The following is a 23,366-nucleotide window of genomic DNA, read 5'->3' as shown; positions in this document are numbered from 1 at the left end:
CTGACTTCCGTCCGCCAAGAAAAAAGCGCGCAAATCCCGGTGGGAACTGCGCGCCTTCTGATCCGCAAGCGCCCTCAGGGCGCGACGATCACTTCTTCTCGACTTGGTCAGCCAGGTTGGGCTTGATGTTGGGCTTGATGCTGGCAGGACGGCCGGCGGCGGTCGGGTAGGCGTTCATGACGCGGGTCGGGTCCACGCTGGCCAAGTAGGCGTTGTACTGCTTCTCGGTGCAGCCAATGGTCTTGCCGGCTTGCTTCTCGCCGCGGTACTCGCCCTTGCGGTAGACGAATTGGTACTCGGCGGCGGCTTGTGCCGGCTCGATGCTGGACTGGTACTTGGACGCGCATTCCACGCGCAGGGCAGTGGCTTCGGGCGACTGGGCCCAGGAGGCTGCGGCCAGGGGGGCGAGGATCAGGGCAATCAGGGTGCGCTTCATGGTGGGTCAACCTTTTCGTGTCGGGGTGAGGTGAAGTCCGCGGGCCCGGTCAAGCTGCTGGCTCGAAGGTGTCCGCCTCAGGTGTCACAGCTTAGCCAGCCTGGCCGCGAAAATCCATCCGCGAGTGCGGGGGGAGGCGACTCACCATCCAATTGAAAGCGTGCGGTTTTCCACGCTTTTCAATCGCTTCACGGCCGCATTCATGTCACTGACTCAGTCTTCCAGTTCCTCGCGGGCCATCTCGACATCGAGCAACTCCATGGCGTCCATGGGCTCGCAGGCCGCAGCATCGGCGTAGAGGCTTTCGGCCTCCTTCATGCGCTTGTCACCCTCCAGCATCACCAGTCCGTTGGCGCGCTCGATCATGGCGATGGCGCTGCTCGGGTTGAGCTTGATAGCGGCCTCAAACATCTTCAGGCCGGTGGCGGTGTCTGCGCCCTGGGTCTTGCCCAGCAGCTTGCCGACCTTGTCGATCACTTCGGCGTGGAAGGCGCCCAGGGCGATGTGGGCGTCGGCATGTTTGGGGGCCAGCTCGATGGTTTTCTCGAGTGCGTTCTTGACCTTGCTGCCCAGGCCTTGGGCCAGGGCCTTGGCCACGCTGATGCCCTGGCCGTAGCGGCCGATGGCATAGGCCTGCCAGTAGTAGGCGGCGGGGTTCTTGGGCTCTTCCTGTTGCTGGGCGTCGGCACGCTCGGCCACTTCCAGGAACATCTCGAGCTTGGTCTTCTCTTTCTTTTCCAGGTAATTGGCGTAGATGGCCTGGGCCTTGTTGGCCACCGTGATGCCAGCGCCACCGGCGGCCAGGCCGGCCTCGTAGGCCTTCTGGAAGTCGCCGGCGTGGAAGTGAATCCAGGCTTCGACCACGGCCGCGTCCTTGGGCCAGGGTTCGGCGTCGCCGGCATGCAGGCGTGCCCAGTGCTTCTTCAGGCTGGCGGCGCTGTACTGGAAAGCGCTGTTGTCATGGGGGAAAACGGTCCACTTGGCCATGGTGCGGCGTCCTTCAGGTTTGGTACTGGTTGGCAAGGGCGAAGAGGTGATCCTTGGAGGCCGGCTCCAAGTAAGGCAGCAGCAGGCTCAGCACATGGAAAGCGCCGCGCATCAGGGCGGCGCCGGCCTGCTCGGGCTCCAGGGCGTGGCGCGGGTCGCGCACGTATTCGAAACTGAGCCAGTAGCTGAGCAGCACGACCATGGAGTTGGCGGTCGGCCCGGCCTCGCGCAGCGCCATCTCCAGCGCGCCGCCTTTTTGCAAGCCGGCCAGCACCGCACGCATGGCCTGGTTCTTCTGCGTCAGCACGTTCTGGAAGTGCATCTCCAGGCGGCGGTTCTTGGACAGCAGATCGTTCAGGTCGCGGTACAGAAAACGGTGCTTCCAGATCAGCTCGTAGAGCATGTGGAAGAACAGCCAGGCGTCCTCGACATTGCGCACGTTCTCGGCCGCCACCAGCAAGTCGCTCAGCTCCCGCTCATAGCGGTTGAAGAGCGCATTGATCAGCTCGTCCTTGGCCGGGTAGTGGTAGTAGAGGTTGCCGGGGCTGATGCCCAGTTCGGCGGAAATCAGCGTGGTCGAGACATTGGGCTCACCAAAGCGGTTGAACAGGTCCAGCGTGACTTCGAGAATGCGCTCGGCGGTCCGGCGTGGCGGCTTTTTTGTGGCCATGTAAAGGTTGTCTCCTGCTTTGGCTGATTCTGGCATCAAGCAGCGGGGGCGCTCTAGAGTTTGACTACAAATGAGTGCAACTGCCTGCTGAAAACCCTGGGCCAGCGGATTCAGGTCTTGCTTCCTACAATGATGGCCATGCAGCCATCCGCTTCCTCAGCTTTCTCAGCTTCCTCTAATGGCGGGCCCTCAGTGCCCGCCATTTCATTTCAGAACGTCTCCAAGACCTACCGTGGGGGTCAGGTCAGGGCTCTGGACGGAGTGTCCTTTGACATTGCCCAGGGCGAGTTCTTCGGCCTGCTGGGCCCCAATGGCGCCGGCAAGACCAGCCTGATCAGCATCCTCGCTGGCCTGGCCCAGGCCAGCGGCGGCAGCGTCAAAGTCATGGGGCATGACGTGGTGACGGATTACGCCGCGGCGCGCCAGGCCCTGGGCATCGTGCCTCAGGAGTTGGTGTTCGACCCCTTCTTCAGCGTACGCGAGGCGCTCAAGATCCAGAGCGGCTATTTCGGTGTGCGCAACAACGAGGCCTGGATCGACGAGCTGCTGGAAAACCTCGGCCTGGCCGACAAGGCCCACGCGAACATGCGCCAGCTCTCGGGCGGCATGAAGCGGCGCGTGCTGGTGGCCCAAGCCCTGGTGCACCGGCCGCCGGTGATCGTGCTCGATGAGCCCACCGCTGGCGTTGACGTGGAGCTGCGCCAGACCCTGTGGCAGTTCATTGCCCGCCTCAACCGCGAAGGCCACACGGTGCTGCTGACCACCCATTACCTGGAAGAGGCCGAAGCCTTGTGTGGCCGCCTGGCCATGCTCAAGCTGGGCCGCATCGTGGCGCTGGACCGCACCTCGGACCTGCTCAAGGGTCGCGCCTCGACCATGCTGCGCTTCAAGACCGATGCCGCCCTGCCGGCCTCGTTGCAAGAGCAGGCCCGCATCACCGGCCGCATCGTGCAGATCAAGGCCCATGACGCGGCCGAAGTCGAAACCGTGCTGGCCACGCTGCGCGCGGCGCAATGCCCGATCGAAGACTTGGAGATCGGCCGCGCCGATCTCGAAGACGTGTTCCTGGAAATCATGCAACAAGAAGGGAGCGTGGCATGAGTGGCAGCGGCGGTATTCAATTGAAGGGCGCCGGCACGCTGTTCTACAAAGAGGTGCTGCGCTTTTGGAAGGTCAGCTTTCAGACCGTGGCTGCGCCGGTGCTGACGGCCGTGCTCTACCTGCTGGTCTTCGGCCATGTGCTGGAAGATCACGTCAAGGTCTACGGCACCGTGGGTTACACCAGCTTCCTGATCCCTGGCTTGGTGATGATGAGCGTCTTGCAGAACGCTTTTGCCAACTCTTCTTCCAGCCTGATCCAGAGCAAGGTGACCGGCAACTTGGTGTTCCTGCTGGTGACGCCGCTCTCGCACTGGGCCTGGTTCGTGGCCTATGTGGGCGCCTCCATGGTGCGAGGCATGGCGGTGGGCTCCGGTGTGCTGCTGGTGACCTTCTGGTTCGCGCCGCCTGGGGTGGCCAACCCCTTGTGGATCGTGCTGTTCGCCTTGCTCGGCGCGGCCATGATGGGCACGCTGGGCCTGATCGCCGGCCTCTGGGCCGAGAAGTTCGATCAGCTGGCTGGCTTCCAGAACTTCATCATCATGCCCATGACCTTTCTCTCGGGCGTGTTCTATTCGGTCAATTCGCTGCCGGCTTTCTGGCAGGGCGTCAGCCATCTGAACCCGTTCTTTTACATGATCGATGGCTTCCGCCACGGCTTCTTCGGCGTCAGCGATGCCTCGCCTTGGCTGAGCCTGGCGGTGGTGGGCGGCAGCTTCTGTCTGGTGGCTGCGGTGGCGCTGGAACTGCTGCGGCGCGGCTACAAGATCCGCTCCTGAAACCGCCCTGCAACCTTGCATGGCGCGCTTGAAACTAGAATCGAGGGCTTATGGCCGACCCAACACCCGCTGAAGTCCAGCAATACATCGCCGCAGGCCTGCCCTGCGAGCACCTGCACGTCGAAGGCGACGGGCGGCATTTCTTCGCCACCATCGTGTCCTCGGAGTTCGAGGGACTGAGCCGCATCCGCCGTCACCAGCGTGTGTACGCGGCCCTGGGTGAGCGCATGCGCGAGCAGATCCACGCGCTGTCCATGAAGACCCACACCCCGGCCGAGCATGCCGCCACTGCGGCGGCATCGCAGCACCATCACGCCTGAACCGGCATCCGCAACAAATCTTCTGGATTGAGATGCGGGTGGCGGTGAGACGCCCCACCCAGGTGAATCTCACGGCCGTCCGCTGAATCCCCAGATTCAGACCCACCAAGGACCGACGCCCATGATGATCACCCTGGCACTCTCCAAAGGCCGCATCTTCGAAGAAACCCTGCCGCTGCTGCAGGCCGCTGGCATCACCGTGCTGGAGGACCCGGAGAAATCGCGCAAGCTGATCCTGGCCACCAACAGCCCAGAAGTGCAGGTGGTGCTGGTGCGCGCGAGCGATGTGCCCACCTACGTGCAGTACGGCGGTGCCGATCTCGGCGTGGCCGGCCGCGATGTGCTGATCGAGCACAACCATGCACTGGGAGGCAACTCCGCCGGCATGTACCAGCCGCTGGACCTGAACATCGCCCGCTGCCGCATGAGCGTGGCGGTGCGCGATGACTTCGATTACGCCCGCGCCGTCAAGCAGGGCTCGCGCATCCGCGTGGCCACCAAGTACACCGAAATCGCCCGCCAGCATTTCGCCGACAAGGGCGTGCACGTGGACCTGATCAAGCTCTACGGCTCCATGGAACTGGCGCCGCTGACCGGCCTGGCCGATGCCATCGTCGACCTGGTCTCCACCGGCAACACGCTCAAGGCCAACCGCCTGGTTGAGGTGGAGCAGATCATGGACATCTCCTCTCGCCTGGTGGTCAACCAGGCCGCGCTCAAGCTCAAGCGCGAGCCACTGCGTCGCATGATCGACGCCTTTGCTTCCGCCATCCCGAAGTGAGAACGCCATGTCCCTGCAACTTCGTCAACTGAACACCGCCAGCGCCGATTTCGAAGCCGAGTTCCAGCGGGTGCTGCACTGGTCGGCCGAGGCCGACGCCGCCATCGAGGGCCGGGTGGCCGAGATCCTGGCCGATGTGCGCGCGCGCGGCGATGCCGCCGTGCTTGAGTACACCGCCCGTTTCGACCGCCTGCAGGCCGCCTCCGTGGCCGAGCTGGAGCTGAGCCGCGAGGAGCTGAAGGCCGCCTTCGAGGCCATCAGCCCGGCCCAGCGCAGCGCTCTGGAAGCTGCCTCCGCCCGTGTGCGCAGCTACCACGAGCGCCAGAAGGCTGCCTGCGGCGAGAGCTGGAGCTACCGTGACGAAGACGGCAGCCTGCTGGGCCAGAAGGTCACGCCGCTGGATCGCGTGGGCATCTATGTGCCCGGCGGCAAGGCGGCCTACCCGAGCAGCGTGCTGATGAACGCCATCCCCGCCCAGGTGGCCGGCGTGCCCGAGATCATCATGGTCGTGCCCACGCCCGGCGGCGAGAAGAACCCCCTGGTGCTGGCTGCGGCCTATGTGGCCGGCGTGCACCGCGCCTTCACCCTGGGCGGCGCCCAGGCCGTGGCGGCCCTGGCCTATGGCACGGCCACCGTGCCGCGCGTGGACAAGATCACCGGCCCCGGCAATGCCTACGTGGCCAGCGCCAAGAAGCATGTCTTCGGCCAGGTCGGCATCGACATGATTGCCGGCCCCAGCGAGATCCTGGTGTTGGCCGATGGCTCAACGCCGCCGGACTGGGTGGCCATGGATTTGTTCAGCCAGGCCGAGCATGACGAGCTGGCGCAAAGCATTCTGCTCTGCCCCGATGCCGCCTACATTGCTCAGGTGGCCGAGGCGATCGAGCGCCTGCTGCCCACCATGCCGCGCCAGGCCATCATCCGCGCCTCGCTGGAAGGCCGCGGTGCGCTGATCCAGACGCGCTCGATGGAAGAGGCCTGTGAGATCAGCAACCGCATCGCGCCCGAGCATCTGGAAGTGTCCAGTCGCGACCCGCACCGCTGGGAACCGCTGCTGCGTCACGCCGGTGCCATCTTCCTGGGCGCCTACACCAGCGAATCCTTGGGCGACTACTGCGCCGGCCCCAACCATGTGCTGCCCACCTCGGGCACGGCGCGCTTCTCCTCGCCGTTGGGCGTCTACGACTTCCAGAAGCGCAGCAGCCTGATCGAGGTCAGCGAAGCCGGTGCGCAAAAGCTGGGCCCGATCGCGGCCGAGCTGGCCTATGGCGAAGGCTTGCAAGGGCATGCGCGGGCGGCGGAGCTGCGCCTGCGCTCCTGATTCCAGCCGCACTGCGCGCAGAACCGGGGTTAGCGAGTTGCCGGTGGCGGCCCGGGCTGTGGCAGAGTCAGGGTTCCGCTCCTGCCATCGCTCTGCGCCACCTGTCTTGAACTGCCTGCCCCGCCGTCGACTGCTGATCAGTGCCTTGCCTGCGGCCAGCTTGGCGCCGGCCTTTAGCTTGGCTGCGACGGCGCCACTGCGGGTGCGTTACCCGCGGCCCATGCGTGAGATCGACCCGAGCAGCTGGTACCCGTTGCAGCTGCTCAAGCTGGCGCTGGAAGCCTGTGGGGTCGACTGCGAGTTGCGGCCCACGCGCCAGGTCATGGTGCAAAGCCGGGCCTTGCTGGACTTGCAGAACGGCCAGGACGGGCTGGACATCGCCTGGAGCATGACCAGCATCGAGCGCGAGCAGCATCTGCTGCCGATCCGATTTCCAATCTACAAAGGCCTGTACGGTTGGCGCCTGATGCTGGTCAAGCGCGGGCAGGAGCAGCACTTGCTGCGTGACGTTCGCAGCCTGGCCGATCTGCGCCGCTTCAGCCTGGTTCAGGGCCATGACTGGCCGGACACGGCCATCCTGCGGGCCAATGGCTTGCAGGTGGTGACCGGCTCCTCCTTTGACGCCATGTTCAGCATGCTGCGCCTGGAGCGCGGCCAGGCCTTTCCGCGTGCCCTGCTGGAGATCGACTGGGAGCTGGAGAGCCATGCCGACAGCCTGGCCATCGACCCCCATCTCTGCCTGCATTACCCGACGGCCATGTATTTTTTCGTTGGCCGCGGCAACCAGCGCCTGGCCGACTTGGTCGAGCGGGGCCTGAATCGCCTGCTGGCCAAGGGCAGTTTTGAGCGCATCTTCATGCAGTACCACGGCGCCATCCTGGCCCGCCATGTGCTGAGCCGGCGCCGCGTGCTGGAGCTGCACAACCCCTTGCTGCCGCCTGAAACGCCGCTGCAGCGCAAGGAGCTGTGGATGCGACCCTGAGGCGAGCTGGCCGCAACGGGGAGGGGGGTGAAGGAGTCTCAACACCCCTGGTCTCCGTGGTTTGAAATGAACACGAACTTCGTGTTGCACGAACTTCGTGTTACTCTGCGTCCCGTGAAGAACGTGACCATCTCCATGGAAGACAGCGTCGCCGAATGGGCTCGGCTCGAGGCTGCGCGGCGCAACACCAGCGTCTCGCGTCTGGTCGGCGAGATGCTGGCCGAGAAGATGCGCCACGACGACGCCTACGAGCGCGCCATGCAGGACTGGCTGCACCGCGAGCGCAGCTGGGCCTCGGACGGCGCGGCCTATCCGCAGCGGGGCGACGCAGCATGAGTGCCGTGCTGGCCACCCGCGAGCCGGTGTTTGTCGACACCTCGGTGCTCATCCTCAGCGAAGACGGCGCCCAGCCCGAGGCGCGCGAGCAGGCTATGGCCGTGCTGCGCCTGCTCTGGCAGCAGCGCCGCGGCCGGCTGTCCACCCAAGTGCTCAACGATTTCTACCGCCTGGTCACCACCCGCATTCAGCCGCCCATGCCCAACGGCGATGCGCGGGCCGAGGTGCGGCGCTACCAGCGCTGGCAACCCTGGGCCATCGATCACGCGACGGTGGAAAGCGCCTGGTCGATCGAAAGCCGCTTCGGACTGCCGTATGCCGACGCATTGATCGTGGCCGCCGCCAAAGCCCAGGGCTGCAGCCGCCTGCTCAGCCTGGAGCTCAAGCATGAGTTGCAGCTGGACAGCGTGCAGATCCTCAACCCCTTGCTGATGGCGCCCGAAGCGCTGCAATGACGACGACCATGAACCGCCCCAGCATCGCCCCCGACGATCTTTTGCAGCAAGCCCTGGCCGCCATCCGTCCCGATGTGCGCGCCATGAGCGCCTACCCGGTCCAGAGCAGCGCCGGCCTGATCAAGCTGGACGTGATGGAGAACCCGTTTCGCCTGCCGGCCGAGCTACAGGAGGCTCTGGGCCGCCGCCTCGGTGCCGTGGCGATCAACCGTTATCCGGCCGAGCGCACCCGCGAGCTGGCCCTGGCTCTTGCCGCCCATGCCGGCATGCCCGAGGGCTGCGACATCGTGCTCGGCAATGGTTCGGACGAGCTCATCACCTTGCTGAGCATGGCCGTCAGCCAGCCTGGCACTTGCGTGATGACGCCGCTGCCCAGCTTTGTGATGTACGAGCATTCGGCCCGTTACCAGGGCCTGGGTTTCGTCGGCGTGCCGCTGCGCGCGGAAGACTTTGAGCTGGACGGCCCGGCCATGCTGGCGGCGATTGCCCAGCATCAGCCGGCGCTGATCTACCTGGCCTACCCGAACAACCCGACCGGCAATCTCTGGGACGCAGCCGTGATCGAGCAGATCATCGCCGCCGCGCCCGGCCTGGTGGTGATGGACGAGGCCTACCAGCCCTTTGCCGCCGCCGACTCCATGGGCTGGCTGCGCCGCCACCCGAATGTGCTGGTCATGCGCACCATGAGCAAGTTCGGCCTGGCCGGCGTGCGCATCGGCTATCTGATGGGTCGCAGCGAGCTGGTCGCGCAGATCGAAAAGCTGCGCCCGCCCTTCAATATCGGCGTGCTCAATGCCGAAGCCGGGCTTTTTGCGCTCGAGCATGCCGAGGTGTATGCCGCGCAGGCGGCCGAACTGCGGGCCCAGCGTGAGCGGGTCCTGGCGGCGCTGCAAAGCCTGTCTGGCGTGCAGGTCTTCCCCAGCCAGGGCAATATGCTGCTGGCGCGGGTGGCGGACGCCGCGGCTACGTTTGCGGCCATGAAGGCACGCGGCGTGCTGATCAAGAACGCGTCCAGCGCCCACGCTTTGCTGGCGAATTGCTTGCGCATCACCATCGGCACGGCCGAGGAAAACACAGCCATGCTGGCTGCCTTGAAAGAAAGTCTCTGAGCATCATGAGTACCGATCTGGTCCTGAGCCCCGCGCCCGCGGCGCGCGTCGCCGAAGTCAGCCGCAACACCAAGGAAACGCAGATCCGCGTGCGCGTCAATCTCGACGGCACGGGCGAGGCCCGCCTGAACACCGGCATCGGCTTCTTCGATCACATGCTCGACCAGATCGCCCGCCATGGCCTGATCGATCTGGAGATCGAAGCCAAGGGGGACTTGCACATCGACGGCCACCACACGGTGGAAGACGTGGGCATCACCCTGGGCCTGGCGGTGGCCCAGGCGGTCGGCGACAAGAAGGGCCTAACCCGCTACGGCCACAGCTATGTGCCGCTGGACGAAGCGCTGTCGCGCGTGGTGGTCGATTTCTCCGGCCGCCCCGGTCTGGCCATGGATGTGAAATTTACCGCCGGCTCGATTGGCGCTTTCGACACCCAGCTCGCCTTCGAGTTCTTCCAGGGCTTCGTCAACCATGCCCTGGTGTCCCTGCATGTGGACAATCTCAAGGGACATAACGCCCACCATCAGTGTGAAACCATCTTCAAGGCCTTCGGCCGCGCGCTGCGCATGGCCCTGACCCTGGACCCACGCTCGCTGGGCGTGATTCCGTCGACCAAGGGCAGTCTTTGACATGAAGCGGACTGTTGCTGTTGTCGACTACGGCATGGGCAATCTGCGTTCGGTTTCGCAGGCCGTGCTCCATGTGGCGCAGGACTCCGGGCTGGAGGTGGTGATCACCTCGGAGCCAGAGGCGGTGCGTGCCGCCGAGCGCGTGGTGCTGCCGGGGCAGGGCGCCATGCGCGATTGCATGCGCGAGCTCAAGGACTCCGGCCTCCAGCAAGCGGTGCTCGAAGCCGCCGCCAGCAAGCCGCTGATGGGCGTCTGCGTGGGCATGCAGATGCTGCTGGACCACAGCGAAGAGCAGGACACGCCGGGCCTGGGCCTGATCCCCGGCCGCGTTCGTCGCTTCCAGCTGGATGGCCAGTTGCAGCCCGATGGCAGCCGCTACAAGGTGCCGCAGATGGGCTGGAACCGCGTCCGTCAGGCGCAGCCGCATGCGCTTTGGGCTGGCATCCCTGATGAGAGCTGGTTTTACTTCGTGCACAGCTTCTATGCTGCGCCGTTAGATGCGCACCACAGTGCCGGCGAGACCGATTACGGCCTGCGCTTTACCTGCGCCGTCGCCCGGGATAATATTTTTGCCACCCAATTCCACCCTGAAAAAAGTGCTGCGCTGGGCCTCGCCCTGTATCGCAATTTCCTCCACTGGAATCCCTGAGCCCTCTTCTCATTTCTGACCCAGCCATCATCGAACTGCATGTATGCATGCGCGGTCCGCTCAGGCACTTTTTCCGGCTGCTCTGATCCCCGTTTCTGTCCTTCCCTCCAACCCCATCTACTTCCTCACCACTGACCTCGGCCATGTTGCTGATTCCTGCTATTGACCTGAAAGACGGTCGTTGTGTGCGCCTCAAGCAAGGCGATATGAACGAGTCCACCACCTTCGGCGAAGACCCGGCAGCCATGGCGCGGCGCTGGATCGACGCCGGTGCGCGGCGCCTGCATTTGGTCGACTTGAACGGTGCCTTCGCGGGCAAACCGGTCAACGAGACCGCGATCAAGGCCATCCTGCGCGAAGTGAACGGCGAGATTCCCGTGCAGCTGGGCGGCGGCATCCGCGATCTGGACACCATCGAGCGCTACCTCGATGCGGGCCTGAGCTACATCATCATCGGCACGGCCGCTGTCAAAAACCCCGGTTTCTTGCAGGACGCAGCCACCGCGTTTGGCGGCCACATCATCGTGGGCCTTGATGCCAAGGACGGCAAGGTGGCGACCGATGGCTGGAGCAAGCTGACCGGTCACGAAGTGATCGACCTGGCCCGCAAGTTCGAAGGTTATGGTCTGGAAGGCGTGATCTACACCGACATCGGCCGCGACGGCATGCTGACCGGCATCAATATCGAAGCGACGGTGAAGCTGGCGCAGGCACTGAGCATTCCGGTCATCGCCTCGGGCGGCCTGTCCAATATTGCGGACATCGAAGCGCTCTGTGCCGTTGAAAGCGAAGGCGTGGAAGGCGTGATCTGCGGCCGCTCCATCTACACCGGCGATCTGGATTTCACCGCAGGCCAAGCGCGCGCGGACGAGTTGTCTTTGGGCTGAAGCACGAGTCTGCGTCGGCTGACGGTACGAAGCAGCCCTTGGGTCGGTTGTTGATCGGGCCGACTGGGCGCTCTGCTCCGTTCATGTCCCCCGACCCCAGCCTACGGCTGGGGTCTCCTCCTTTACTTCACTTCGCAGAGCACCCAGCCGTCCCGATCCAGCAAGGCCTTGCTACTTCGACGAAAACGCCGAGCGGTCGCACTGACAAGGGGTGTCGGGTGAGTGCTGAAGCGAAGTAAAGGGGGAGGCCTGTGCGCAGCACAGGCCGGAGGACATGAGCGGAAGCATTCGCTCGATGCCCCTTGGCACAAGCTCAACCTTCAACGGCTGCTCCGTGCCGATTCTTGCCAATTCCAAGTTGATCAGACCACCGTCTGCGCCTCACTTCTTTTCTCTCTCTCGCGAAAGCTCGTCATGCTGGCCAAACGCATCATTCCCTGCCTGGACGTGACCGCCGGGCGGGTCGTCAAGGGCATCAACTTCACCGAGCTGCGTGACGCGGGCGATCCGGTGGAGATCGCGGCGCGCTACAACGAGCAGGGCGCCGATGAGCTGACCTTTCTCGACATCACCGCGACCAGCGATGGTCGCGACCTGATCCTGCACATCATCGAGGCCGTGGCCTCGCAGGTCTTCATTCCGCTGACGGTGGGCGGTGGCGTGCGCGAGGTGGCCGATGTGCGGCGCCTGCTCAATGCCGGCGCCGACAAGGTCAGCTTCAATTCCGCCGCCGTGGCGCGGCCCGAGCTGATTCGCGAAGCGTCTGACAAATATGGTGCGCAGTGCATCGTCGTGGCCATCGATGCCAAACGCCGGGCTGATGGCGACGTGCGCGGCCCAGGCTGGGATGTTTACACCCATGGCGGGCGCAAGAACGTGGGCCTCGACGCGGTGCAGTGGGCCAAGCAGATGGCCGAGCTCGGTGCCGGCGAGATCCTGCTGACCAGCATGGACCGCGACGGCACCAAGAGCGGCTTCGACCTGGCGCTGACACGCGCGGTCAGCGACGCGGTCTCGGTGCCGGTGATCGCCTCGGGCGGCGTCGGTTCGCTGGAGGACCTGGCCGATGGCATCACGATCGGCGGTGCCGATGCGGTGCTGGCCGCCAGCATCTTTCACTACGGCCAGCACACGGTCGGCGAGGCCAAGGCCATGCTGGCTGCGCGCGGCATTGCGGTGCGGCAATGAGCGGCGGCCGTCCTCGTTCCAGCGTCGCGGCCAAGGCTGCCGGTGCCGCGCCTGAGAAGCAGGGCGCGCCGCGCATGGCGGCCCGCGAGGTGCGCATCATCGGCGGCCAGTGGAAACGCTCCAAGCTGCCAGTGGCCGACCGGCCGGGTCTGCGGCCAACGCCCGACCGGGTGCGTGAAACCCTGTTCAACTGGCTGGGCCAGGACCTCGACGGCTGGCGTGTGCTCGACGCCTTTGCCGGCAGCGGCGCCCTGGGTTTCGAGGCAGCCTCGCGCGGTGCGACCGAGGTGCTGCTTCTGGAGCGTGACGCCGAACTTGCACGCAGCCTGAATGCCAGCAAAGTTCGCCTCAAGGCCGACACGCTGCGAGTGGAGAGCACCGACGCCCTGGCCTGGATGGCGCGTTGCGCGCCGGCTCACTTCGAGCTGGTGCTCTTGGACCCGCCGTTTCAACAGGACTTGTTCCTGCCGGCCCTGCGCGCGGCCCTGCCGCTGTTGGTGCCCGACGGCCTGGTCTATCTGGAGTCCGGTGAACCCATCGTGGCGCCGGAAGAGCTGGGCCTGGAGGTCTGGCGCTCGGGCAAGGCCGGGGCCGTGCATTTCCAGGTCTTTCGGCGCAAGGGATAATTCCGGCCTTACCCGCCAACGCCATGGTCCAGCCCCTCCGCCGGACCGATTCCATGAGCCGACCTTCGCTGACCGCCGTTTATCCCGGCACTTTCGACCCCCTGACCCTCGGCCATGAGGATCTGCTGCAGCGCGCCTGCCGCATGTTCGACCGGGTCGTGCTGGCTGTGGCGGCCGCTCACCACAAGCGCACCCTGTTCAGCCTGGACGAACGCCTGGCCATGGCGCGTGAGCTGGCTGGGCCGCTGCCGCAAGTCGAGGTGATCGCCTTCAGCGGCCTGCTCAGCGAGTTTGTGCTGGCTCAGGGCGGCCAGGCGGTGGTGCGCGGTGTGCGCTCCAACAGTGATTTTGAATACGAGTTCCAGATGGCCGGCATGAACCGCCACCTGATGCCCGGCGTCGAGACGGTGTTCCTGTCCACCTCGGACGCCTACCAATTCGTCACCGGCACCTTTGTGCGCGAGATTGCGCAGCTGGGCGGCGACGTCAGCAAGTTTGTGTCGCCGCTGGTGCTGGCGCGTTTGCAAGAGCGCTTGGCGCGGAAGGAGGGCTGATTCCATGGCGCTGATGATCACCGACGAATGCATCAACTGCGATGTCTGCGAGCCCGAGTGCCCCAACAACGCCATCTCCATGGGCGAGGAGTACTACCAGATCGCGCACGACAAGTGCACCGAGTGCGTGGGCCATTTCGACGAGCCGCAGTGCGTGCAGCTCTGCCCGGTCGCATGCATCCCGGTCAATCCGGCCCATGTCGAGGACAAGGAAACCTTGATGGCCAAGTACCTGCGCTTGACCGCGGTTTCGACCACGCCGGCGGCTTGATTCAGACCGGGCCGCCCCGCAGCGCCCAGCATTCGCCATAGCGCGGGGGCGCCGGCCACGCGGCGGCGTTTGGGGTGCTGAGCGGCCCTTCTCGCTCCACCCACCGGCGCGCCAAGATCCAGCCGCCATGGCTGATCAGCAGCCCGCCCGCCGGCACCGGCCAGGCAGCAGCGCGCGCCATCAACTGCATCAGGGTTTCGCCGCCGCCCGGCGCATGGCCGGCAAAGTCCTGCATCCAGGGTTCGAAATCGGCGGCGCTCAACTCGCTCCAGGGCCGGCCATCCCAGCGGCCGAAATCCATCTCGGCCAGGGCCGGATCGATGCGATGCCGCCAACCCCAGCGACGCAGCCAGCGGCCGACATCGGCGCAGCGCCGCAGGCCTGAGCTGTGCGCCACATGGGGCAGGCGGTGGCGGCGCGCGAAGCGCTGGATGCGCCGGGCCAGGCGCTTGGCGCGGCGCCGGTGCACCGGCAGATCCGTGCCCGCGCCGATGCAGCGGCCGGCCGCGCCCTCGGGTTTGGGGTGGCGCCAGACCCAGGCATGGGCTGCGACTTGGGCTTCAGCCGGCATGGACCACGGCCAGCAGACACAGCAGCAGACCCAGCTCCACCAGCTGCTGCGTGGCGCCGAGGTTGTCCCCGGTGTAGCCGCCGAGGCGGCGTTTCAGCATGGACCGCATCCACCAGGTCAGGCCCAGGCCGGCCAGGCTGGCGGCGCCGAGCGCCGGCAGCAGGCCGGGCATCAGGGCCAGCATGCCGCCGGCCATGGCCAGCGGCCAGAGCAGTCCCGCGAACACCGTGCCGAGGCTCGCCTCGGTGGCCAGAGGCTTGGCCTTCGCGTGTTCGGCATCGCCGGCATAGGGCAGGGCATGCATCAGCCAGACCGGCGCCAGGCGGGAAGCGCTGTGGGCCCAGATCAGGGCGAGCAGGCCCAGCAAGGGGCTGTGCTCGACCAGGGCCAGCAAGCTGGCGGCCTTGAGCCCCAGCATCAGGATCAGGCCCAGGGCGCCATAGCTGCCGATGCGCGAGTCCTTCATGATGGTGAGGGCCTTCTCGCGGCTGACCGCGCCGCCCAGGCCGTCGCAGCTGTCGGCCCAGCCGTCCTCGTGGAAGCCGCCGGTCAGCCAGATGCTGGCCGCCATGCTCAAGCCCACCGCCACCATGGGCGGCCACAGCCACAGGGCCGCACCCAGTACCGTCGCCGACCAAGCGCCGACCAGCAGGCCCACCGCCGGAAAGTAGCGTCCGCAGGCCTGCAGCCAGGCCGGCTCAAAACCGACCCAGGCGGGTACAGGACAGCGGGTGAAAAACTGCAGGGCGATGAAGAACAGGCGAAGCTCGTGGAGCAGAACAGGCATGCGAGAAGGCGGAGACAGGAGAAGGAGAGCGAGAAAACAGGGGCGGCTGAAAGGCGCAATTCAATCGCGCAAGGGCAGGTCCACGCGGAAGCCCAGGCCAGGTGAGTGCGCCTCGTCCACCACGATCTGGCCGCCCATCTGCTCGCACAGCTTGTGCACGATGTAGAGGCCCAGGCCCGATCCACCGCTGCCGCGGCGGGTGGTGAAGTAGGGCTCGAACATGCGCGCCCGCACCTCGGGCGGCACGCCGCGTCCGTTGTCGCTGAAGTGCAGATGCAGGCGCTCGCCTTGACCGTGCAGGCGGACGCGGATCAGGCGCGGCCGGTCCTCGGGCTGATCCTGAAACGCATGGGTCAGCGCATTGGTGATCAGGTTGGAGACGATTTGCGAGAACTGGCCCGGCACGAGGGTGGCGTGCAGATGCTCGGGTGTGTCCAGCTCGGCGCGGGTCTGGGCAGCGCGCAGCACTGGGTTGTGCGCCTTGACGATGCCGCTCAGATAGGGGCTCAAGTCCACATGCATTTCAGCGGCACTGGCCTGGTCCACCGCCAGGGTCTTGAAATTGCTGATCAGGTCGGCCGCGCGGGCCAAGTTGTTGTTGACCAGGCGCGCACCGTCTTCAAGCTGGCTGGCCAGGGCCTGCAGCTCGCTGCGGCTGACCTTGTCACCGCTGAGTTTGCGCGTCAGGCTGCGGGCGAACTCTTCCATGCCCGAAGCGGCGGTGACGGCGATGCCGATCGGCGTGTTGATCTCATGCGCTACGCCGGCGACGAGGTTGCCGAGTGCAGCCAGCTGCTCCTGCTCCAGCAGGCGCTCAGTGGCCAGTTTCAGCTCTTGCTGCAGGCGTAGCAGCTCTTGCTGCTGAGTTTCGCCCGGGCCGGTGGGAACCGAGGCATTCACGTCGGAGGGAGTCAGGCTGCTCATGGCGGCCTCAGGAATCCGGATAGCGGACGTAGATGTCCTTGACGGCCGGAAGGTTGGCCATCAGCTTGGCCACCAGATCGGGGTCGAACTGCTGGCCGGCCTGCTCCTGTACATAGGCCAGCGCCTCCTCGAAGTTCCAGCTTTCCTTGTAGCAGCGGCGGCTGACCAGGGCGTCCAGCACATCGGCCAGGGCGACGATGCGGCCGGCGATGTGGATCTGCTCGCCAAGCAGGCCGCGCGGGTAACCCTGGCCGTCCCAGCGCTCATGGTGCTCGTGGGCAATGATGGCGCCCAGCTGCAGGATGCGCTTGTCCGATTTGCTCAGCAGCTCGAAGCCGATGCGGGAGTGGGTCTTCATGACCTCCCACTCTTCGGCGTCCAGCTTGCCGGGCTTGTTGAGCACGCGGTCGGGGATGCCGATCTTGCCCACATCGTGCAAGGGCGCGGCCTGGCGCATGAACTCGATTTCGCTGCTGCGCATGCCCGAGAGATCGGCCAGCAAGGCGGCCAGCTCGCCGACGCGGCGCACATGGGCGCCGGTTTCCTTGCTGCGGCGTTCGACCGCCTCGCCGATGATGTAGACGGTGGAGCGCTGGGTGTCCTGGATCTCCTCGCGCAGCAACAAGGCTTCGTAGGTGATGGCGACATTGGCGCAGAAGATCTCCAGCAGCTCGCGCGACTGCGCATCCACCGGCTCGGAGAAGGTCATGTAGAGCAGGGTCTCGTTGCCACTGCTGCTGCGGTAGTAACCGACAAAATGGTGGGCGTCAAAGGAGCTGATCTGGTCGTCCAGCGCCCGGTCCAGGGCCAACTTCACCTCGGCCGGCAGATTGCCGATTTCCTCGTCCACCAGCAGGCGCGAGTATTCGGTGGTGGCGGCCAGGACCTTGAGCCGGCCTTCGATGTGCGAGGCCGCGTAGGCCGCCACCCGGCTGGCGCACAAACCCTGTGCTTCATAACCGAGCAAATGGGCGGCTTGCTCCAGCACGGCCGAGGCAAAGCGTCGCAGATTGTGTGAGTCGTAGATGCGAGTGATGGCGTCGATCGAGCGGCGCAGGGCCAGGCGCGATTGCTCGATGATCATGATGTCGCGGTAGCTGCGCAGCGCCGCGTAGAAGACCGTGATCAGCTTGCGCTTGGTTAGCTCGGTCTTTTCCTTGTAGTCGTTGATGTCATAGCTCTTGATGACATGCTCTTCGGGCGCCTGGCCGGGCTGGCCGGTGCGCAGCACGATGCGCACATGGTGGTTGTCCAACTCTTCGCGGATGTAGCGGGCCAGGTCCAGGCCGGCGTGTTCGGACTCCATCACCACATCGAGCAGGATCAGAGCGATGTCGCGCCGCGTCTGCAGCAGTTCGCGCGCCTCGGCGCCGCTGTAGGCATCCAGGAATTGCAGGCGGCGGCCGCTGAACTCGAAATCGGCCATGACCAGCTGGGTGACTTGGTGCACCGCCACATCGTCGTCGACGATCATCACCACCCAGGGCTCCAGCGGCTTGGGGGCGTTGCCGTCGGTATCCAGCTCGGGGCTCTCGTCAGCAAAAACCAAATCCGTCATGGCGCGTGTCCTGGTGCAGCGTGGCTGGCCTGATTATGGCCACTGCGGCCCTCAAGTAAACAGGACTTTGGCTAGGGATATCAGCGCTGTTCGCTGACTCCGGCCGAGGCAAAGCTTGCCATGTCCGCCAGAATCTTGCAGGCGGACTCCAGCAGCGGCCAGGCCAGGGCCGCGCCCGAGCCCTCGCCCAGGCGCAGGCCCAGGTCGAGCAGGGGTTCGGCCTGCAGAGCTTCCAGCATCAGGCGATGGCCGTTTTCATTGGAGCGGTGGGCAAAAATGCAACGCTCCAGCACGGCCGGCTGCAGGCGTGCGGCCACCAGCACCGCGCTGCTGGCGATAAAGCCGTCGACGACGATGACCCGGCGCTCCAGCGCCGCCTGCAGCACCGCACCCACCATCATGGCGATCTCGAAGCCCCCGAAGGCCGCCAGGGCCTGGAGTGGCGCTTGGGCCTCGGCATGCAGGTCCAGCACCTCTTGCAGCACCGCCACCTTGCGCGCCAGGGCGGCGTCGTCAAGACCTGTCCCCCGGCCGGTGCAGTCGGCCACCGGCAGGCCTTGCAGCCGGGCCAGCAGCAGGGCGGCACTCGAAGTGTTGCCAATGCCCATCTCGCCCAGCAGCAGGGCATTGCCCGGCTTGCTGCGCAAGAGGTTCTTGCCGGCGGCGATGGCGGTGGCGCATTGGTCGATGCTCATGGCCGCTTCGGCCGAGGCGTCCCGTGTGCCGTGGGCGATCTTGGCGATGATCAGGCCTTCGCGCGGCGCAAAGTCGTGGGCCACGCCGGCGTCGACCACGCTCAGGGCCAGGCCGTGCTGGCGCGCCAGCACGCTGATGGCGGCACCACCAGCCAGGAAGTTCTCGACCATCTGCCAGGTCACATCGCTGGGGTAGGCCGACACGCCGCGTCGCGCCAGGCCGTGGTCGCCGGCGAACACCATCATCTGCGGGCTTTTGAGCTGCGGCGTCTCGCTGCCCAGGATCAGGCCCAGGCGCAGCATCAGGGTTTCCAACTGGCCCAGGGCACCCAAGGGCTTGGTCTTGCCGTCGATGCGGGCCTGCAGAGCGGTGGCGAGGGTCAGGTCTTGCAGGGAGGCGATGTCGGGGATCAGGTGCTCGGCCATGGTCATGGATTTTCTGTGGGGTCTTGAAACAGGGATTGCAGGGCGGCTTGCACCTGGCGGGCGCCGCGTTCAATGGCCGTGGGGCCGGGGGCCAGGATGTCGGCCGATTTGATTTCGATCAGGCGTGCGCCCAGGGCGGCGAAGCCAGGCCGGGCCAGCACCTTGTCGGGCACGAAGCGCTTGCCGCACCAGCTGCCCAGAATCAGCTCGGGCCGACGGGCCAGCACCTCCTCGGGGCTGACGATGCGGTCGCGCGCCAGGCTGGCGCGGGCGCGGTCGGCGAACACATCCTCGCCGCCGGCCAGTTCGATGATCTCGCTGACCCAGCCTATGCCCATGATCAGCGGCTCGTCCCATTCCTCGGAGCAGACGCGCGGCCGGCGCGGCAGCTGGCGGCCAATGGCAGCAATCTCATCCTGCGTGGCTTCCAGACTGGCGCAGAGCTGCTCGGCTTGGGGCTCGTGGCCGACCAGGGCGCCGAGGGCGCGCACCATGGCGTGGATGCCGGCCAGATCGCGGTGGTCGAAACTGAGCGTGGTCAGGCCGGCGGCCTCGCATTCCGCCAGCAGCGGTTTTTGCAGATCCGAAAAGCCGATCACCAGATCCGGCTGAACGGCCTGGATCTTCTCCAGCTTCATGGTGGTGAAGCCGCTGATCTTGGGCTTCTCTTGGCGCGCCTCGGGCGGGTAGACGGTGTAGCCGGAAATGCCGGCGATGCGCGCTTGCGCACCGAGGCGGTAGAGCGTGTCCACGGCCTCGGTGGACAGACAGGCGATGCGTTCGGGGTGGCTCATGGCGCAGACCTGTCTTGGAGCAGGCCCATCAAGGCGCCGGGCTCGAAATGCTGTTCGATGTAGTCGGCCAGGCCGTCGAAGACTGCATCCAGTCCGGGCAGGCTCTGGCCGAAGAGGGCGCGCAAGACCGTGTCCTGCTCGAACAGACCGTGGGCGTAGAGGCCCAGCACCGAACCTTCGCGCCAGCCAATGGCCTCGCCCGCCTCGTTGCGCAAGGCCACCTGGGCCGGCGCTAGGCTGGGGTGCTGGACGGTGCGGCCGTGGTGGATCTCGTAGCCGCCGGCGGCCACGCCGCTCAGTGGGGCCCATGGCCCTTCGAGCTCGGCAAAGCGCAGATCGCAGGGCCGCAAGAGCTTGTCGCGTTCGAACTGCGTGACCAAGGGCAGCAGGCCCAGGCCCGGCGCATTGCCGTCCAGGCCATGCGGGTCGAGCAGGCTTTCGCCCAGCATCTGCAGGCCGCCGCAGATGCCCAGCACCGGCTTGCTGGCGGCGGCATGCTGGGCGATGGGCAGGTCCAGGCCCTGGGCGCGCAACCAGGCCAGATCGGCCGCCACCGCCTTGGAGCCGGGCAGGATGATCCAGTCGGCGCCCTCCAGCTCGGCCGGGCTGCGCGCCCAGTTCAGGCCCACGCCGGGCAGGCTGCGCAGGGGCTGGAATTCGTCGAGATTGGACAGGCGCGGGTAGGCGATGACGGCGATGCGAAGGCGTGCCTGGCCGCTGCCGGTGGGGCGGTCGTCATAGATTCCATCCTCTTCCGGCAGGCCGTGGCCGCGCCACATGGGCAGCACGGCCATCGTGGGCACGCCGGTCAGCGCCTGCAACTGCTCCGGCCCCGGGGCCAGCAGGCGGGCATCGCCACGGAAACGGTTCAGCACAAAGCCTCGGATCAGCGCGCTTTCATGCGCGGGCAGCAGTTGGTGGGTGCCGTAGAGGTGGGCAAAGGCGCCGCCGCGGTCGATGTCGGTCACCAGCAGGCAGGCGGCGTTCACCTCCAGTGCGGTGCGCATGTTCACGTAGTCGCTGCTGTGCAGATTGATCTCGGCCGGCGAGCCCGCGCCCTCGATCACCACCACATCGTTCTCGGCCATCAGCTCGTGCAGGGGCGGCCGGGCGCGCAGCCAGAGCTGCTCGCTGCGTTCGCGCCAGGGCCATTCGGTCAGCACCGGGTCCACCTCGCCGAGCACGATGACCTGGGATTTCGTGTCCGCCTCGGGCTTGAGCAGCACCGGGTTCATGCGCACCTCGGGCGTGCGCCGCGCGGCCAGGGCCTGGAAGTACTGGGCGCTGCCGATCTCGCCCAGGCGGCCGTTCAGGCCGGGTACCACCCGGGCGTTGTTGCTCATGTTCTGGGCTTTGTAGGGTGCGACCTTCAGCCCCTGGCGGGCGTAGTAGCGGCATAGGGCCGTGGCCAGCCAGCTCTTGCCTGCGCCGCTGGTGGTGCCCAGCACCATCACCGCCTTGGCGGCTTTTTGTTGTTGTTCTTTTTGGGGCGTCATTGCGGGAGGTCCTTGATCGCTTGGTGCAGGGCGGCCTGAGCGCTGGGCGGCTGGGTCGAGACGCGCAGCCAGCCCGGCAGGCCGAAGCTGCGGGCATCGCGCAGCTTGATGCCGCGCTGGCGCAGCGCGCGCAGCAGGCTGTCGCTGTCCTGCGTGGGCCGGGTCAGCCAGAAATTGCTGCAGCTGTTGGTCTCATCCTGTTGCCAGCCCAGCTCGGCCAGCAGCGCGCGCTGATCCTGCCGCCATTCGCGCAGCTGGGCTCTGACCTGGCTCAGATAGCGCTCAGTTTCCGGCTTGCACCAAGCCTGCAGCAGGGCGCAGCCCTCGCTGGCCAGCACCCAGCTGGGCGCCAGCTGCAGGGCGAGCTCATGAAGCGGGCAGGCCGCCGGAGCGATCAGGTAGGCGGCGCGCACGCCGGTCAGGCCCAGGGCCTTGTTGGGGCAGACCAGGCGCCAGGCTCGCTCGGCCAGGTCGGCGGGCAGGGCGCAGGCGCCGTCCAGGCGCAAGGGCTCGTAAGCCTGGTCCACGGCCAGGATGGAGGCGCTGTCTTGCAAGGCCAGGTCCAGCACCATCCACTCGTCGAGGCTGAAGCTTGCGCCCGTCGGGTTGCAGGGGTCGCAGACCCAGACCAGGGCCGGCGCAGCGCAGGGCAAGCCGTCTTCTTGCCGGCCCAGGCCCTGGACCAAATCCTGGCTCGCTGCATAACGGTGCACCTGCAGACCCAGGGCCAGGGCTGCGGCCTCGTAGTCGGCAAAGCCGGGGCTGGGCAGCCAGACATGGCGCAGGCCGGCGCGCAGGGCCGCCAGGCTCAGGCGCCGGATCGCCTCGGCCCCGCCCGAGGCCGGCAGCACGCGTTCGCCGTCTTCCAGGCCGTGCGCCGCAGCCAGGCGCTGGCGCAGGGCGCAGTACTGCGGATCGGGGTAGCGGCTGCGGTCGGCATCCAGCACCGCCTGCCAGAGCGTCGGCGGCGGGCCCAGGGGGCTGGCATTGCTGGAGAAATCATGGCGCGGCGTCGGGCCGCTGTCGGCGCCGCCATGCTCGGGGATGAAAGGGAGCGCGGCGCTCATGACAAGCCGCCACGCAGCCAGGCCGCGCCAAGTGCCAGCAGGCCTGCGTTGAGCAGGAGGCTCCAGCGCGCCAGGCCCAGGGCCGGCGCCAGATCGCCACGCTGCGGCGCGCGCCCTGCAGGGTTGAGGCGGTAGACCCCGGGCTTGCCCAGGCTCAGGCCCAGGCGCAGGGCCAGGGCCGCCATGGGCCAACCGCTGTTGGGCGAGGGCGTGCGGCGTGCCTGACTGAGGAGTGCCAGCCACAGCTTGGGCCGGCCGAGCAGCATACCGAGGGCCGTCAGGCGTGCGGGAATCCAGGACAGGGCATCGTCGGCGCGTGCCGCCCATTTGCCCGACCATTCGCGCCGGTCGCGGTAGCCCCACATGGCATCGGCCGTGTTGGCAAAGCGGTAGAGCGCCGCGCCGGGCAGGCCGGCGATCATGGCCCAGAACAGGGGCGCCACCACCGAGTCATTGAGGTTCTCGGCCAGGGTTTCCAGCGCGGCCTCGCGCACCTCGGCCTCGCTCAGCTGGGTGGTGTCGCGGCTGACCAATCGCGCCAGCCGCGCCCGCCCGGCCGGCAGCGACTCGGCCAGGGCCGCCTCGACGGCCGCCACCTCTTCGCGCAGCATGCGCCAGGCCAGCAAGGGCTTGAGCAAGAGGCCCAGCAGGGCGGCGGCCAGCAGCAGGCGCGTGCCGCTCTGCCAGGCTTGCAGCTGCGTGATCAGCAGCGTCTCCAGCCCGGCAGCGAGGGCGATGCAGGCCGCCCCGCCCAAGCACCAGGCCAAGGCGCCGCCGACAAAAGCCAGGCCCGCCGGCTGCCGTGCCAGCACTTCCGTGAACAGGCCCAGGTACTTGCCCATGGCCACCACCGGATGCGCCCACAGCGGCGGTTCGCCGCAGAGGCGATCGATCGCCAGGGCGAAGGCAAACGCCAGCGGCAGCAGCCAGGCCATGTTGGTGGTCATTTTGTCCTTCTTGTTGGACGCTC

The 23,366-nt window shown here is 66.6% G+C and carries 28 protein-coding genes; 16 read left to right on the top strand and 12 right to left on the bottom strand.

The genetic code is table 11. The features are described 5' to 3' along the window. Positions 1 to 88 precede the first annotated feature (88 nt). The 3 genes from LNV28_RS01475 to LNV28_RS01465 form a co-directional block, all read right to left on the bottom strand. Positions 89 to 436: a hypothetical protein gene (locus tag LNV28_RS01475; protein ID WP_263516847.1), complete on the bottom strand. Its 348-nt coding sequence runs from the start codon at positions 434 to 436 to the stop codon at positions 89 to 91. Between the two features lie 213 nt (positions 437 to 649). Next, a complete protein-coding gene (locus tag LNV28_RS01470) occupies positions 650 to 1,423 on the bottom strand; it encodes a tetratricopeptide repeat protein (protein WP_263516848.1) in 774 nt (257 codons plus the stop codon). A gap of 13 nt (positions 1,424 to 1,436) precedes the next feature. Beyond that, positions 1,437 to 2,093 carry a TetR/AcrR family transcriptional regulator gene (locus tag LNV28_RS01465; protein WP_263516849.1) on the bottom strand — a complete coding sequence of 219 codons (657 nt, stop codon included), beginning with the start codon at positions 2,091 to 2,093 and terminating at the stop codon, positions 1,437 to 1,439. A 192-nt stretch (positions 2,094 to 2,285) separates the two neighbouring features. On the opposite strand from LNV28_RS01465, the gene LNV28_RS01460 reads away from it, so the two are divergent. From LNV28_RS01460 to LNV28_RS01385, 16 genes are all read left to right on the top strand, one after another. Then, positions 2,286 to 3,194, top strand: a complete 909-nt coding sequence (locus LNV28_RS01460; protein WP_263516850.1) for an ABC transporter ATP-binding protein — start codon at positions 2,286 to 2,288, stop codon at positions 3,192 to 3,194. Continuing rightward, complete coding sequence (locus tag LNV28_RS01455; protein ID WP_263516851.1) at positions 3,191 to 3,970, top strand: ABC transporter permease; 780 nt, start codon at positions 3,191 to 3,193, stop codon at positions 3,968 to 3,970. The genes LNV28_RS01460 and LNV28_RS01455 overlap by 4 nt, the downstream gene beginning before the upstream one ends. Before the next feature lie 50 nt (positions 3,971 to 4,020). Further along, positions 4,021 to 4,290: a BolA family protein gene (locus tag LNV28_RS01450; protein WP_263516852.1), complete on the top strand. Its 270-nt coding sequence runs from the start codon at positions 4,021 to 4,023 to the stop codon at positions 4,288 to 4,290. Between the two features lie 124 nt (positions 4,291 to 4,414). Beyond that, a complete protein-coding gene (gene hisG, locus LNV28_RS01445) occupies positions 4,415 to 5,071 on the top strand; it encodes an ATP phosphoribosyltransferase (RefSeq protein WP_263517160.1) in 657 nt (218 codons plus the stop codon). Positions 5,072 to 5,078: 7 nt separating this feature from the next. Next, on the top strand, positions 5,079 to 6,392 hold the full coding sequence (gene hisD, locus LNV28_RS01440) for a histidinol dehydrogenase (protein WP_263516853.1): 1,314 nt from the start codon (positions 5,079 to 5,081) through the stop codon (positions 6,390 to 6,392). Between the two features lie 106 nt (positions 6,393 to 6,498). Beyond that, the gene (locus tag LNV28_RS01435; RefSeq protein WP_263516854.1) at positions 6,499 to 7,374 is read left to right on the top strand and encodes a substrate-binding periplasmic protein; all 876 of its coding nucleotides are present in this window, start codon (positions 6,499 to 6,501) and stop codon (positions 7,372 to 7,374) included. A 114-nt stretch (positions 7,375 to 7,488) separates the two neighbouring features. Further along, complete coding sequence (locus tag LNV28_RS01430) at positions 7,489 to 7,710, top strand: CopG family transcriptional regulator (RefSeq protein ID WP_171827544.1); 222 nt, start codon at positions 7,489 to 7,491, stop codon at positions 7,708 to 7,710. Then, positions 7,707 to 8,165, top strand: a complete 459-nt coding sequence (locus LNV28_RS01425) for a PIN domain-containing protein (RefSeq protein WP_263516855.1) — start codon at positions 7,707 to 7,709, stop codon at positions 8,163 to 8,165. Before LNV28_RS01430 ends, LNV28_RS01425 begins: the two co-directional genes overlap by 4 nt. Positions 8,166 to 8,173: 8 nt before the next feature. Continuing rightward, positions 8,174 to 9,274, top strand: a complete 1,101-nt coding sequence (gene hisC, locus LNV28_RS01420) for a histidinol-phosphate transaminase (RefSeq protein ID WP_263516856.1) — start codon at positions 8,174 to 8,176, stop codon at positions 9,272 to 9,274. Positions 9,275 to 9,279: 5 nt separating this feature from the next. Then, positions 9,280 to 9,903 carry an imidazoleglycerol-phosphate dehydratase HisB gene (gene hisB, locus LNV28_RS01415; RefSeq protein ID WP_263516857.1) on the top strand — a complete coding sequence of 208 codons (624 nt, stop codon included), beginning with the start codon at positions 9,280 to 9,282 and terminating at the stop codon, positions 9,901 to 9,903. A 1-nt stretch (position 9,904) separates the two neighbouring features. After that, the gene (gene hisH / locus LNV28_RS01410) at positions 9,905 to 10,552 is read left to right on the top strand and encodes an imidazole glycerol phosphate synthase subunit HisH (RefSeq protein WP_263516858.1); all 648 of its coding nucleotides are present in this window, start codon (positions 9,905 to 9,907) and stop codon (positions 10,550 to 10,552) included. Between the two features lie 143 nt (positions 10,553 to 10,695). Next, positions 10,696 to 11,439: a 1-(5-phosphoribosyl)-5-[(5-phosphoribosylamino)methylideneamino]imidazole-4-carboxamide isomerase gene (gene hisA, locus LNV28_RS01405; protein WP_263516859.1), complete on the top strand. Its 744-nt coding sequence runs from the start codon at positions 10,696 to 10,698 to the stop codon at positions 11,437 to 11,439. 414 nt (positions 11,440 to 11,853) lie between these two features. Next, on the top strand, positions 11,854 to 12,627 hold the full coding sequence (hisF, locus tag LNV28_RS01400; RefSeq protein ID WP_263516860.1) for an imidazole glycerol phosphate synthase subunit HisF: 774 nt from the start codon (positions 11,854 to 11,856) through the stop codon (positions 12,625 to 12,627). Then, positions 12,624 to 13,253, top strand: a complete 630-nt coding sequence (rsmD, locus tag LNV28_RS01395) for a 16S rRNA (guanine(966)-N(2))-methyltransferase RsmD (RefSeq protein WP_411969884.1) — start codon at positions 12,624 to 12,626, stop codon at positions 13,251 to 13,253. The genes hisF and rsmD overlap by 4 nt, the downstream gene beginning before the upstream one ends. Positions 13,254 to 13,306: 53 nt before the next feature. Next, positions 13,307 to 13,807, top strand: coding sequence for a pantetheine-phosphate adenylyltransferase (gene coaD, locus LNV28_RS01390; protein WP_263516861.1), 501 nt, complete (start codon positions 13,307 to 13,309; stop codon positions 13,805 to 13,807). Between the two features lie 4 nt (positions 13,808 to 13,811). Further along, entirely contained in the window at positions 13,812 to 14,078 is a 267-nt protein-coding gene (locus LNV28_RS01385) for a YfhL family 4Fe-4S dicluster ferredoxin (RefSeq protein WP_263516862.1), read from the top strand. Between the two features lies 1 nt (position 14,079). Here the strand turns inward: LNV28_RS01385 and LNV28_RS01380 are convergent, their stop codons facing one another. The 9 genes from LNV28_RS01380 to cbiB all read right to left on the bottom strand — a co-directional run bounded on the left by LNV28_RS01380 (position 14,080) and on the right by cbiB (position 23,343). Further along, the gene (locus tag LNV28_RS01380) at positions 14,080 to 14,649 is read right to left on the bottom strand and encodes a histidine phosphatase family protein (protein ID WP_263516863.1); all 570 of its coding nucleotides are present in this window, start codon (positions 14,647 to 14,649) and stop codon (positions 14,080 to 14,082) included. Beyond that, positions 14,639 to 15,436 (bottom strand): adenosylcobinamide-GDP ribazoletransferase, encoded by a 798-nt coding sequence (locus LNV28_RS01375; protein ID WP_263516864.1) that lies wholly within the window; start codon positions 15,434 to 15,436, stop codon positions 14,639 to 14,641. Before LNV28_RS01375 ends, LNV28_RS01380 begins: the two co-directional genes overlap by 11 nt. A 60-nt stretch (positions 15,437 to 15,496) precedes the next feature. Continuing rightward, on the bottom strand, positions 15,497 to 16,360 hold the full coding sequence (locus LNV28_RS01370; RefSeq protein WP_263516865.1) for a sensor histidine kinase: 864 nt from the start codon (positions 16,358 to 16,360) through the stop codon (positions 15,497 to 15,499). 7 nt (positions 16,361 to 16,367) lie between these two features. Beyond that, positions 16,368 to 17,918 (bottom strand): DUF3369 domain-containing protein, encoded by a 1,551-nt coding sequence (locus LNV28_RS01365; RefSeq protein ID WP_263516866.1) that lies wholly within the window; start codon positions 17,916 to 17,918, stop codon positions 16,368 to 16,370. 80 nt (positions 17,919 to 17,998) lie between these two features. Beyond that, positions 17,999 to 19,045, bottom strand: a complete 1,047-nt coding sequence (gene cobT, locus LNV28_RS01360; RefSeq protein WP_263516867.1) for a nicotinate-nucleotide--dimethylbenzimidazole phosphoribosyltransferase — start codon at positions 19,043 to 19,045, stop codon at positions 17,999 to 18,001. Continuing rightward, complete coding sequence (locus LNV28_RS01355) at positions 19,042 to 19,833, bottom strand: ABC transporter substrate-binding protein (protein WP_263516868.1); 792 nt, start codon at positions 19,831 to 19,833, stop codon at positions 19,042 to 19,044. Before LNV28_RS01355 ends, cobT begins: the two co-directional genes overlap by 4 nt. After that, on the bottom strand, positions 19,830 to 21,329 hold the full coding sequence (locus tag LNV28_RS01350) for a cobyric acid synthase (protein WP_263516869.1): 1,500 nt from the start codon (positions 21,327 to 21,329) through the stop codon (positions 19,830 to 19,832). The genes LNV28_RS01355 and LNV28_RS01350 overlap by 4 nt, the downstream gene beginning before the upstream one ends. Further along, the gene (locus LNV28_RS01345; RefSeq protein WP_263516870.1) at positions 21,326 to 22,396 is read right to left on the bottom strand and encodes a pyridoxal phosphate-dependent aminotransferase; all 1,071 of its coding nucleotides are present in this window, start codon (positions 22,394 to 22,396) and stop codon (positions 21,326 to 21,328) included. Before LNV28_RS01345 ends, LNV28_RS01350 begins: the two co-directional genes overlap by 4 nt. Continuing rightward, the gene (gene cbiB, locus LNV28_RS01340) at positions 22,393 to 23,343 is read right to left on the bottom strand and encodes an adenosylcobinamide-phosphate synthase CbiB (protein ID WP_263516871.1); all 951 of its coding nucleotides are present in this window, start codon (positions 23,341 to 23,343) and stop codon (positions 22,393 to 22,395) included. The genes LNV28_RS01345 and cbiB overlap by 4 nt, the downstream gene beginning before the upstream one ends. Positions 23,344 to 23,366 lie beyond the last annotated feature (23 nt).

Origin of the sequence: Paucibacter sp. DJ2R-2 (assembly GCF_025717675.1) — a bacterium.
Classification (GTDB): domain Bacteria; phylum Pseudomonadota; class Gammaproteobacteria; order Burkholderiales; family Burkholderiaceae_C; genus Paucibacter_A.
The sequence above is the reverse complement of the archived record's forward strand: the minus strand, read 5'-3'. Positions and strand labels throughout refer to the sequence as shown.